This is a genomic window from Pseudomonas sp. Arb-4-2C, from assembly GCF_055755015.1.
In genome coordinates, this window is record NZ_CM146899.1 from 2539571 (window position 1) to 2551716 (window position 12146).

Annotated in this window: 10 protein-coding genes; 5 read left to right on the top strand and 5 right to left on the bottom strand. The window is 60.5% G+C overall.

Going from position 1 to position 12146, the window contains the following annotated elements; genetic code table 11:
* Nucleotides 1-103: 103 nt before the first annotated feature.
* Nucleotides 104-1033, bottom strand: coding sequence for a halovibrin HvnC (locus AC0J41_RS11465; protein ID WP_473015612.1), 930 nt, complete (start codon nt 1031-1033; stop codon nt 104-106).
* A gap of 66 nt (nt 1034-1099) precedes the next feature.
* Nucleotides 1100-2488 carry a hypothetical protein gene (locus AC0J41_RS11470; RefSeq protein WP_473015613.1) on the bottom strand — a complete coding sequence of 463 codons (1389 nt, stop codon included), beginning with the start codon at nt 2486-2488 and terminating at the stop codon, nt 1100-1102.
* A 212-nt stretch (nt 2489-2700) separates the two neighbouring features.
* On the opposite strand from AC0J41_RS11470, the gene AC0J41_RS11475 reads away from it, so the two are divergent.
* Nucleotides 2701-3192, top strand: coding sequence for a hypothetical protein (locus tag AC0J41_RS11475; RefSeq protein WP_473015614.1), 492 nt, complete (start codon nt 2701-2703; stop codon nt 3190-3192).
* Between the two features lie 130 nt (nt 3193-3322).
* Here AC0J41_RS11475 and AC0J41_RS11480 read toward each other — a convergent pair whose 3' ends face one another.
* Complete coding sequence (locus AC0J41_RS11480) at nt 3323-3544, bottom strand: hypothetical protein (protein ID WP_025110035.1); 222 nt, start codon at nt 3542-3544, stop codon at nt 3323-3325.
* 15 nt (nt 3545-3559) lie between these two features.
* The gene (gene ccoN / locus AC0J41_RS11485) at nt 3560-4987 is read right to left on the bottom strand and encodes a cytochrome-c oxidase, cbb3-type subunit I (protein WP_473015615.1); all 1428 of its coding nucleotides are present in this window, start codon (nt 4985-4987) and stop codon (nt 3560-3562) included.
* A 352-nt stretch (nt 4988-5339) separates the two neighbouring features.
* Between ccoN and AC0J41_RS11490 the strand changes: the two genes are divergently transcribed.
* The 3 genes from AC0J41_RS11490 (at nt 5340) to AC0J41_RS11500 (ending at nt 8647) form a co-directional block, all read left to right on the top strand.
* Nucleotides 5340-7013: a nitrite/sulfite reductase gene (locus AC0J41_RS11490; protein WP_473015616.1), complete on the top strand. Its 1674-nt coding sequence runs from the start codon at nt 5340-5342 to the stop codon at nt 7011-7013.
* A complete protein-coding gene (locus tag AC0J41_RS11495; RefSeq protein ID WP_025110032.1) occupies nt 7010-7489 on the top strand; it encodes a DUF934 domain-containing protein in 480 nt (159 codons plus the stop codon). Before AC0J41_RS11490 ends, AC0J41_RS11495 begins: the two co-directional genes overlap by 4 nt.
* Nucleotides 7490-7672: 183 nt before the next feature.
* The gene (locus AC0J41_RS11500; protein ID WP_025110031.1) at nt 7673-8647 is read left to right on the top strand and encodes a hypothetical protein; all 975 of its coding nucleotides are present in this window, start codon (nt 7673-7675) and stop codon (nt 8645-8647) included.
* Between the two features lie 144 nt (nt 8648-8791).
* Here the strand turns inward: AC0J41_RS11500 and AC0J41_RS11505 are convergent, their stop codons facing one another.
* Nucleotides 8792-11149: a tetratricopeptide repeat protein gene (locus tag AC0J41_RS11505; RefSeq protein WP_473015617.1), complete on the bottom strand. Its 2358-nt coding sequence runs from the start codon at nt 11147-11149 to the stop codon at nt 8792-8794.
* A gap of 217 nt (nt 11150-11366) precedes the next feature.
* On the opposite strand from AC0J41_RS11505, the gene AC0J41_RS11510 reads away from it, so the two are divergent.
* Nucleotides 11367-12044, top strand: a complete 678-nt coding sequence (locus tag AC0J41_RS11510) for a DUF3313 domain-containing protein (protein WP_473015618.1) — start codon at nt 11367-11369, stop codon at nt 12042-12044.
* Nucleotides 12045-12146: the final 102 nt, after the last annotated feature.

Genomic DNA, 12146 nt, shown 5'->3' on the forward strand with positions numbered 1-12146 from the left:
GGCAACGGCTCGACAGATTGCGGGGGCAGCGCCATGCAGAGATTGAGCAAGGCAATCAAGGTGGAATCTGATCTTTCTCGCCCTTTTTGTTGCTGTTGCAAGCTCATTGAGCCACCGCCTGATCTGCTGCCGAGTAGGTAAAAGTCGCCGGTGCTGCGGCGCTGGCTGCAGGCGTCAGGCGAATAATGGGGACGACGATTTTCGGGTTGGTCGAGTTATAGAAGTCGCGCTGGTTGTATTGCGCGTCCGCCAGGCCGGCATTGGTGCCGCCGGCGATGAAAAAGAACGCCATGATCGGCAGAGCGTTGGCCTGCCCGGCAGCCCAGCTGCGAATGACGATTTCATTTTGTTGACCAAACCCGGTGGCGCCCAGCAAGGTCTTGGCTCTGAGCGATTGATAGAATGCCGGGCCGGCGAGGTGATTTCGTTCATCCCTGACATCGAACCCGCATTGCCGCAGATTTTTGTTTTCGTAGGAGACGTCCCATGCCGTCTTGGCCTGTTCACCGGTGAAGACCCCCGCCAGATGACAGGCCTGGCTGACATTCGGGTATTGGGGCGCCGGACCACAGACGGAGGTCGCGCTGCGACTCCAGGTCCAGGCATCCATGGGGTAGGAGCACAACACCTTCAGATGCAGTTTGCCAGGGGGCTGCTCAAGGAATGGATAGAGGATGTAGCCATTGCCGTAACCCCAGGCCAGGCGCCCGAAATTGGCATCCTGGCGCAAATAGGAGTAGGAAATGCCGCCACTTTTCACCGAGGCCGGACTCGGATCCCAGACCTTGTATTGGCCTGCCGGATCCCTGACGGTGACTCGCAAGGTGACTCCGGAACAGAGAAACGCTGGCTGCGATTCGCTCTTGTTGCAATTGGGAAACTGCCGCCCATACAGCGTGTTGAGATGCGAGGCGATTTGTGGGCCGTTGAGCGCCTGAGCATCGCGTGTACCGATGACCGCTGGCGGTTGAACGGCTGTGTGTGAGCATCCCAGCAGTAACGTAATGAACAGTGACGCTGCCAATTTACGCATGTGCAGATCCTCGCCGCGGACAGCGGCGGATTCGCTTGAATAATTTGCAAGTCGACTGCAAGCCCTTTACAGCGTCACTCGCAGGTACCAGGAAAAAATGATGGGTTCGCCCGTGCCCGTCTTTCTGAGGGTGTAATTGAACAGACCGAGTTTTCCCTTGTTCGGCGTGATCCAGCTCGACGGGACAGCGACGTTGGTATAGGACGGCTGGGTGATGTTGAATTCCTCGCTGTCGTAGCGAGTCGCTCCAACGGTCAGCGATATTCTTACTTTGTAAGCACCGTCCAGCGTCGGGTAGTAGGCCCTCAGGTTGTCCTTGGCTGCACTCAGCGTCGGTTCCGGCAGGTGATGCTTTTGTCCGGTAATGGTTATGTTCCGCCGCTTGGATAGGAGATCAACCGTGGTGTCCGGTAACCGGACGGTGAAGGACGCCTCGGCGCCGCTGCCAACGGTGTCGACCACTTCTGCGCGTGGCACCAAAAACTGCAACGTCTGGCCGACAGACGTGACGGTTTGCATCTCGCTGACATAAGTGGAATTGCGACCTTTCCAATAAGCCTTGACCGATTGCCCCGGTGCCGAGCCGATGTAGGACACAACGATGGTCGCATACTGCGCTTCATAGAAGTCTCGAACAAAATTCAGCCTGTTGCCGTTGTCCTCTCTGGCTTCGAGCACTGTGGGGGCAAGCAGATCCAGCACCGGTTGACGAATATGCACATCGACGAAGGTGGTCGCCGACCAGATCGCCTGCGGCCCCGAGGAGTTGCCGAGCAGGTCGGTGACGCGAAAACTCAAGGGGAACCGCTTATTATCCTGCCAGAAGTCATTGGTGGTCAGCTTGATCACCACTTGACCGGCTAGAACCTGCGCCGCGGTCACGGTTTGCTGGATATGGTGCCCGTCAAGATCGACAGTGATGACGTCCCCCGCCCGCATATAGACATAGCGCAGCGTAACGTCAACGCCTTGCGCCGCACGTGCTGCATCGATGCCATTGGCGATGACATCGGCCGGCAGGGTCATCAGCAAGTTCGGATTAATGCCGCCCCCGGCGATCTCTCCGCCGGGGCGTGGCGTATGGAAGAGCACACGTAACTCCACTGAAGTTTCGGGCATCGGTTGCGCGATCCGCGTCACCCGCAGGAACAGCAGGTTGATTCCATCCCTCAGCAAGGACGCATTAAAACTCATGCTGAACCGTTGATTCAGCTCCGTCCGCGTGATGGTTTGTGCGGCAATAATGGTTTGCGACTCGTTGAGCAGTAGTTGAGCACTGTCATCCAGGCTCTGGTTGATCCAGGGATCAACGAGAACCCGGATAAGTCCATTGGTGACCAGCGCGAGCGGAATCCCGCCGTGCGGATTCAGCGGATGCTGGATCGGTGAAACCCATCCCGGAATGAGTACCGGGTCGATCGTCAGCAGTTGATTGTCGTTGTTTTGGTTGGCCATTTCGTCCGCTCCGCAAAGGTTTGCTCACTGGATTCATCTAAAACCTTCGCGTACGGCTTGCCTACTGTCAGATCTGACAGGTGACCGCATAAAAGACCCACCGTCCGTCGCGCCAGCCTGAGTTGAGACCGGCTGGCATTCGAGGTTTTACGCGCACTGGCGTGTTGATCTGTCACTATGGGTTTCGCAGGCTCACCCCGAGGAACGTACCGATGAACGACGTACAACAACTGGGCGAAATGCTTCGTCACTATGCCGAGAGTGAAGCGCACAAGAAGCAACTGTTCGAAACCCAGTCGCAGGCGTGGTCGGCCCGGATCAGCGAGCTGTTCGGCCATATTCAGCAATGGCTGGAACCGGTGCAGGCACCGAATCTGCTGGAGGTGAGCCGCGAGGCTTACGTCGCGTTCGGACCGAGTACGCCGGTGGAGACCTCGACCTTCAAGACCGAGAAACTGAGCATCGTGATTGCCGGCAAACCGGTGGAATTCGTGCCGGACGTGATGGGCAGCGCCGGGCAGATTTCCCTGGCGGTGATGGGCCTGACGGCGGCGCGCTATGGCAGCATTTCGCTGGTGGGGCTGCCGAGCGGCGAGTGGCAGTGGCGCAAGACCAACGGCTTGAAGGATCCGGACACGTTCGTGTTCGATGCGGATTTCCTCGCACAGCAGCTGCAGAGCCTGATCCCGCGCGACCGTAACTAGACTTCAAGGACTTGCAAATTCCCCTGGTGGGAGCGGGCTTGCTCGCGAAGGCGGTGTGTCATTCAACATTTCGGTGACTGATCAGACGCTTTCGCGAGCAAGCCCGCTCCCACAGGGGCAGATGGCAGTTCTACATTTGCAGGTTGATCCAGCCTGGTTTCGCCTCTTCCGGTGCCACCGCTTTCACGGTCTTGCCGGTCGCCAGCTCCACCCGCCGCGCCACCTCCGGATCATCGGCAAACGGCACCATGCTCGCATCATCCAGGCTCTCTGAAGTCTGATGGCGCAGGCAGTACTCCACCGCCAGCCACAGAAACACCACCCCCAGCACATTCAAGAAAATTTCGAACATCATCAGCTCCCTGACTCAGGCGATCTGCGCCTGGCTGCGCGCCAGCGACACGTCGGCTACCCGCACCGTGCGCCACACGTTGTAGGCCATCAACAGCATCCCGGTGAGGAAGAACACCCCGCCGGCAAAGCGCACGATGAACCCCGGATGACTGGCCTGCAGCGCTTCGACGAACGAATAGGTCAGCGTGCCGTCCTCGTTGATCGCACGCCACATCAGGCCCTGGGTGATGCCGTTGACCCACATCGACGCGATGTACAACACCGTGCCGATGGTCGCCAGCCAGAAGTGCAGGTTGATCAGCGGCGTGCTGAACATCTGCTCGCGACCAAAGACTTTCGGCACCATGTGATAGGTCGCGCCGAAGGTGATCATCGCCACCCAGCCCAGCGCCCCGGCGTGGACGTGGCCGATGGTCCAGTCGGTGTAGTGGGAGAGGGCGTTGACGGTCTTGATCGCCATCATCGGGCCTTCGAAGGTCGACATGCCGTAGAACGCCAGCGACAGCACCAGAAAGCGCAGGATCGGGTCGGTGCGCAACTTATGCCAGGCGCCGGACAAGGTCATCATGCCGTTGATCATCCCGCCCCAGCTCGGGGCCAGGAGGATCAGCGACATCGCCATGCCGAGTGACTGTGCCCAGTCCGGCAGCGCGGTGTAGTGCAGATGGTGCGGGCCGGCCCAGATGTACAGGGTGATCAGCGCCCAGAAGTGCACGATCGACAACCGGTACGAATACACAGGACGGTTGACCTGTTTGGGCACGAAGTAATACATCATCCCGAGGAACCCGGTGGTCAGGAAGAATCCCACCGCGTTGTGCCCGTACCACCACTGCACCATGGCGTCGGTCGCCCCGGAATACACCGGATAGGACTTGAACCAGTCCACCGGGATCGACAGGTGATTGACCAGGTGCAGCATGGCGATCACCAGAATGAATGCGCCAAAGAACCAGTTGCCGACGTAGATATGTTTGGTTTTGCGCTGCACCACGGTGGTGAAAAACACGATGGCGTAGGCGACCCAGACCACTGCCATCCACACCGCACCGGAGAATTCGATCTCGGCGTATTCCTTGGTGGTGGTGTAGCCCATCGGCAGGGTGATCAGCATGACCACGATCACCGACTGCCAGCCCCAGAAGGTGAAGGCTGCGAGCTTGTCCGAGTACAGCCGCACCTGGCAGGTACGCTGCACCGCGTAGTAACTGGCGGCGAATTGCGCGCTGCCGGCAAAGCCGAAAATCACCAGGCTGGTGTGCAGTGGCCGCAAACGGCCGAAGGTGGTCCAGGGCAGGTCGAGATTCATGTCCGGCCACACCAGTTGCGAGGCGATCCATACCCCCATCGCCATGCCCACGACACCCCAGAAAACCGTCGCGATAACGAATTGGCGGACGACCTTGTAGTTATAAGCCTGTCCGATTGTTGCTGTGCTCATGGTCAGTTCATCCACGGTTGCAAAGTCTTGCCAGGCCACCCGGTCTGGCATGCACTGCACTGTAGGAATACCGTCAGAAACAAAACAGGCTCAGGAATCTTTCATTTGTACGGATCAGATTGAAGTGCTGCCTGCGGCCATCTGCCGCGCCCTGATACGGTTTTTATCGTTTCAGGTGAATCTGTTGCGTGCTGCGCCGTTCGTCCATAGTCAGGAAAAATCCTGTGGGAGCGGGCTTGCTCGCGAAAGCGGTGTGTCAGCCAACAATTCAGTTGCCTGACACACCGCTTTCGCGAGCAAGCCCGCTCCCACAGTTTGAGTACGCGTTCAAACCTGATGGGGTGGCAGCTGCATGTATCAATACGATGATTACGACCGGGCGCTGGTGTTCGAGCGCGTTGCGCAGTTTCGCGATCAGGTCGAGCGCTTCATGGCCGGGGAGTTGAGCGAGGAGGAGTTCCTGCCGCTGCGTCTGCAGAATGGCCTGTACATGCAAAAGCACGCGTACATGCTGCGAGTCGCCATTCCCTACGGCACCCTGAGTGCTGAGCAGATGCGCACCCTGGCGAGCATCGCCGCCGATTACGATCGCGGTTACGGCCACTTCACCACCCGGCAGAACCTGCAATTCAACTGGATCGAACTGAGCGAAGTGCCGAACATTCTCGAACGCCTGGCGCAGGTCAACATGCACGCGATCCAGACCTCCGGCAACTGCGTGCGCAACATCACCACCGAGGCCTTCGCCGGGGTCGCAGCGGACGAAATGATCGACCCGCGTCCGCTGGCAGAAATCCTTCGGCAGTGGTCGACGATCAACCCGGAATTCCTCTTCCTGCCGCGCAAGTTCAAGATCGCCATCTGCTCGGCCAGGCAGGATCGCGCGGCAATCATGATGCATGACATCGGCCTGTACCTTTACCCGGGGCGCGAGGGGCAGATGCTCCTGCGGGTGATCGTTGGCGGCGGGTTGGGGCGCACGCCGATCCTGGGGCTGCAGATTCGCGAAGGCTTGCCGTGGCAGCATCTGCTGTCCTACGTCGAGGCGATCCTGCGGGTCTACAACCGCCACGGTCGGCGTGACAACAAGTACAAGGCGCGGATCAAGATTCTGGTCAAGGCGTTGGGCATCGAGGCGTTCGCCCGGGAAGTCGAAGAGGAATGGCAACACCTCAAGGACGGCCCGGCGCAGTTGACCGACGCTGAGTACGAGCGCGTCGCCAGTGCGTTCGTGCCGCCGATCTACCACACCCTGGCCGACACCGATCTGGATTTCGGCACGCGCCTGGCCGAGAGCCCGGCGTTCGCACGCTGGGTCGCGCGCAACGTGCAGCCGCACAAGAAACCCGGCTACACCAGCGTGGTGCTGTCGACCAAACCGGGTCTGGCCGCGCCACCGGGCGATGTTACCGGGTTGCAGATGCTGGCCGTCGCCGACTGGTCGGAGCGCTTCGGTTTTGGCGAGATCCGCATTGCCCATGAGCAGAACATCGTCCTGCCCGATGTGCAAAAGTCTGACCTGTATCAACTCTGGCAACTGGCCTGCGAGCGCGGTCTGGGCAGTGCCAACGTCGGCCTGCTGACCGACATCATCGCCTGCCCGGGCGGCGATTTCTGTGCGCTGGCCAACGCCAAGTCGATCCCGATAGCCCAGGCGATTCAGGCGCGATTCGACAACCTCGATTACCTGCACGATCTGGGCGACATCAGCCTGAACATCTCCGGCTGCATGAACGCCTGCGGCCATCACCACATCGGCAATATCGGCATCCTCGGCGTCGACAAGAATGGCAGCGAGTGGTACCAGATCACCCTTGGCGGTGCGCAGGGCAAGCACAGCGCACTGGGCAAAGTCATCGGCCCGTCGTTCAGCGCCGCCGAAGTACCGCAGGTGATCGAGCGGATCATCGGCACCTTCGTGCGTTACCGCGAAAGCGAGGAGCTGTTTGTCGACACCGTGGCGCGCATTGGCCTGGAGCCGTTCAAGGAGCGGGTCTACCCGAAAGCGCTGGAGGTGACGGCATGAACAATCTGCTGCGGTTGGAGCAGGGTGTCGCGCGGCGGGTCGAGGACGATCCGTGGACGCTGGTCCGCGAGCCGGAGCAAGACCGGCCGCAAGGGTTGCTGGTACTGCCGCTGGCGCACTGGCTGCAATCGCCCTCGACCCACGCGGTGTGGCTGGGGCCGGACGATGAGGTTGAAAGTGTGGTGCCGTGGCTGGCCTCGCTGCCATTGATTGCCCTGGACTTCCCGAGCTTTCGCGACGGTCGCGCTTATAGTCAGGCGTATCTGTTGCGCAGCCGTTTTGGCTGGGCCGGGGAGTTGCGCGCGATTGGTGATGTGTTGCGTGATCAGCTCAGCCACATGCGCCAGTGCGGGTTCGACAGCTTTGCGGTGCGTGAGGACAAGTCGGCTGAAGATGCGTTGAAAGGGCTGGCCGGAATGAGTGTGCTGTATGGGCGCTCGGTGATCGAACCACGTCCGCTGTTCCGCAGACGCTGAAGATTCTGTGGCGAGGGAACACGCGCCCTCGCCACAGGTGTTTGGCATTGCGCGCACAGGGGAAACCCTTAGATCCTGCGCTATTCCCGGATTTTCCCTTGGGTCGATGCTGGCCTTTTGGTAGAGTCCCCGTCGCCAGCGGGTTTTCGGCTGGACGATGGAACGAAGAAGGGAGTCAGGGTAGTGAGCGCGGGCAAAAAGATTTTGGGCCTCACGGCGTTGCTGTTGATGCTGACGCTGTGGGCCAGTTACTTCTATGTGATCAAGGAAAACCGCGACGGCCAGTTGGGCGGCGCCGGTGAAAGCACCGCGTGGTGCGGCACGCCGCCGTCCACCGAAGCGGCGCTGTTGGGCAAGGATCAACTGACCTTGCGCGTGACCAACAACCTGCGCGGCGAGTTCATGCTCAGTGGCTCGCTGGTGGTCTCCGAACGCACCTTCAACCGCTATGACCTGGGCCGCAACGAACTGCGCCTGCGTCTGGAACCCTTGCAGTGGTCGTACGGCGTCACGCCGATCTTCCTTGAACAGGTCAAGGTCCAACCGCTGAGCCGCAACCTCGCTTCGCCGACCAAGAGCGCTTATGCCGAGCTTGAGCCGCGGCCGATCGGCGTACAGGGTCAGGTCACCGAATTCCCCTTCGACACCTATCGCTACGGCTACAAGCCGGTGCTGTATTACCTCAAGGGCAGCGAGCGCATCGACCTGCGCTTCAAGAACATCACCACGCTGATGGAGATGTCCAACACCTTCACGCCCATCCAGAAGTACAACCGCGTCGAGTACATCAACGAGAAAAACTCGATGATCCGCGACGAGGACTACAAGGCCTACGGCCCGCACGAATGCGCGTTCAGCGTCGAGCGCAAAGGCTCGTTCAAGGTCGTGGTGCTGTTGTTGCTGTTGGTGCTGTGCCTGCCATTGCTGCACGTGTTCTATCGCGATGAGCCGGGGATCGACTTCCTCGCCACCCTGGTCGCGATTGCCGTGGTGCGCGTGGTGCTGGTGGGGCCGGTGCAGGACTTCCAGTTGTACAACATCGACTTCCTGTTTGGCGCGGCGATCCTGCTGGTGGGCTCGGTGTCGCTGATCAAGGCGATGCGCGCCAACAGCCGGCGGGAGATGGCGTTGAAGAGCGGGGCGACGTCTTCGTGGTAGTCCGCGCAGTATCAGACTCACGCTGACCTTGTGGGAGCGAGCCTGCTCGCGAAGGCGATCATTCAGCCAACATCCCTGGCGACTGATGTACCGCATTCGCGAGCGGGCTCGCTCCCACAAGGGGGGGCGGTGGGTTCTGATCGGTCACTTCAGCGCCGGATCGCCCATGTTCATCTTCTTCCAGCCCTGCAACAGCACCTGCGCCTTCGGCTCATGGCCGTTCTCCAGGTAGTACTGGATCAGCGACAGCCGCGCATTGCGGTTTGCCGGTTGTACCTTGAGCAGACGCTCCAGCACTTCACACGCTTCATCGACCTTGCCGCTGTCGTGCAACGCCACCGCCAGCACATAACCGTACTGCGCGTTCTGCGGTTCCAGCTGCACGGCTTTGTGCAGTGCGCTCATGGCCTCGGTGGTCTTGCCAGCGCGAATCAGTGACAGGCCACGGGTGTGTTGCAACAGTGCCGCATCCGGGTGCGCCTTGAGGCTGTCATCCAGCAGTATCTGTGCTTCCTGCCCACGGCCACTGGCCTCCAGCCATTGCACCAGTGTCACCAGCGCCGGGTAGAAATCCGGATCACGTTGCAGTGCGCTGCGCAGCAAGCCTTCGACTTCACCACTGCGACCACTGGCCTGATAGAGCATCGCCAGATTCAGGTTGGCTTCGGCACGTTCCAGCAGGCTCTTCTGCACTGCCTCGTACTCGGCAATCGCCGCGTCCCAATGGGCTTGTGCGGTGCCAAGGCCGTTGTTGCGGGCCACGCTCAGCAGGTCCCGGGCGACGACGATGCGCACCGCTTTGACCGGGTCATTCAACAGCGGCGTCAGCAGCGGTGCGCGCTCCGGTGGCGGCAGGAAGGCACTGATCGCCCGCACCGCACTTTCACGCACCTGCGGCTCGGGGTTTTTCAGGTCCTGAGTCGCCAGTTTCAATGCGTGTTCACTCGGGTACAGCGGCAGTTCCGCCAGCAGCGTCGCACGCTGGATCGCCGGCAGGTGGCTGCGCTGCAATTGCTCGTACAGCGCGTTGGCGGCGCCGGGCTGGCCATTGCGGATCAGCCACAGGCTTTCGTCATAACGCGGTGCCTGCGGGGCGGCGGAAGCGCTCCACAGCTTGAACTGCGCGGTAATCCTGTCGCCGGCCTTGCCCTGGTGACACGTCAGGCAGGCGTCCGGGGTGCCGAGCTTTTGCGCACGCTCGGGGTTGGGAATGCTGAAACTGTGGTCGTGGCGCAAGTCGTTGCCCATGTAGAACTTGCCGGGCATGTGGCAATCGACGCACTGTGAGCCGGGCTGGCCCATCGCGTGGCGGGTGTGTTCGACGGAGTCGTACTGCTTCGCCTGCAGGCCATGGCCGTCGACGCCCTCGACGGCGGTCTTGCCAGCGCTGTTGTGGCATTGCAGGCACACCGCGTTGCCCGGGGCCTTGAGTTCGGTGCTGTGCGGGTTGTGGCAATTGCTGCAACGCACGCCCTTGTCGAACATTTTGCTTTGCAGGAACGAGCCGTGTTCGAACACTTCATCCTTGATCTTGCCGTCCAGCGAATACAGTTCGCGGGTGAGGGTGCTCGGCAGGTAGTCGTCCATCAAGCGCTTGCCGACGGTGTAACCATCGCCCAACGGCGCACGGCGCGCATGGCAACGCGCGCAGGTCTCGATCTCGACGGTGGCGTTCTTGTCCTTGAGGTCGACGGCAAAACCCCTGTGGATCAGGTCGTCCTTGTTCTGCGCCCATTCCAGGTGATTCGACGCCGGACCGTGGCAGGCCTGGCAGCCGACGCCAAGGCTGTTCCACTGACTATTGAAGGTGTTGCTGGCCGCATCGAAATTGCGTTTGAAACCAGTGGTGTGGCACTCGACGCACATGAAGTTGGCGTTCTGGCTCGGCTTGCTCCAGTGCAGCGGATTCTTGAAGTTCACGCCCTGGCCGGGGTAGAGATGAAACCAGCGGTGCTGCTCGGTATCCCACGCCACGCCGAGCGCCTGCAAGCGGCCTTGGCCGACCTCGATCAGGTACTGCTGCAGGGGCGCGATACCGAAGGTGTAGGCGACTTTGAAGTCGGCGTTCTTGCCGTCGATGCCGGGCGTGTTGACCCAGAATTCGTCGCCCTTGCGCGAGAAACGGGTGGTCTCGTTCTCGGCCTTGAAGGTGATGTTATTGAAGTCGCCGAGCACGCTGTCGGCATGGGCGGCCTGCATCGCCAATTGGTGGTGCGAGCCTTGCCAGTCCTTGACCTGCTCGGTGTGGCAGCCCTGGCATGGTTGCTCGTCGACCAGGCTCGCGGGTTTGCGCGCCACCGGCGGTGGTTTGGCGACAACAGCTGCCGGCGCGCTGACCGGCAAGGCTTTGAGCGGGGCCGGCGCGGGGCTGAACAGAAACCAGCCGATAGCGGCCACGGCTGCCAGCAGTACGCCGATGGTGACGGGAAACAGGTAACGGGAAAGGGACGGTCGGGACGAATCAGGATCAGGCTGTACGATTTTATTTTTATGCTTGGGCATTACGACTTCCATGGTCCAGGTGCATTTGCCATCTGGCGTGCGTTCAAGCTCGATGCAGCTTTGCCGGATGCTCGGCTCCTGTCAAATGACGGTTGTGATCAGCCGCGCAGCCTGAGTTGAATTTTGTGCTTTCGAATCGCAATTGCCGGGGTTTTAGCTATACCTGTAACTCCCCCCCAATCCAAAAAGTTTCTGGCCTTCTGACAGGAGTTACAGCATGAAGCTAGCAGTAATGATGGGCACCCTCTGCATTGCCACTCTCGGCGTGGTGGGTTGCTCCAGCAGCACCGTCGCTCCCGACGAATATTCCGGCTTCCTCAAGGACTACAGCCAACTCAAGGAGGCCAAATCCCCGTCCGGTGCCGAAGTGATGCGCTGGATCGACCCCAAGGTCGACATCAACAAGTTCACCAGTGCCTACATCGAGCCGACTCAGCTCTATCCGAAACCCCAACCGACCGCGAAGATTTCCCAGCAGACCCTCAACGGCATCACCTCCTACTACGATCAGGCGCTCAAGCGTGAAATTGGCAAAGACCTGCCGTTGGCCACCGGCCCCGGGCCGGGGGTGATTGTGGTACGTGCGGCGATCACCGCGGTCAGCAGCAAGAATGAAGGCCTGCACGCATATGAAGTGATCCCGATTGCCCTGGTGGCCGCAGCGGTCAGCACTGCCAGCGGTATCCGCGATCAGGAAACCACTCTGGCCACGGAAGCGGTGTTCCTGGATGGCGCGACCAACAAGGTCGTGGCGCAAGTGGTGCGCAAAGGCACCGGCAAACCGCTGGAAAATGACACGCAGGCGATGAAGGCCTCCGACGTCAAACCGGTGATCGATGGCTGGGCCAATGACATGCATCAGATGTATTTGAAGCTCAAGGCCAACTCCAAATAACGGCTGAAAGCTTCGCGAGCAGGCTCGCTCCCACATTGGCTTTGTGCACGGCACAGTTCAGTGTGGGAGCGAGCCTGCTCGCGAAAGCGCTCTATCAGGCAC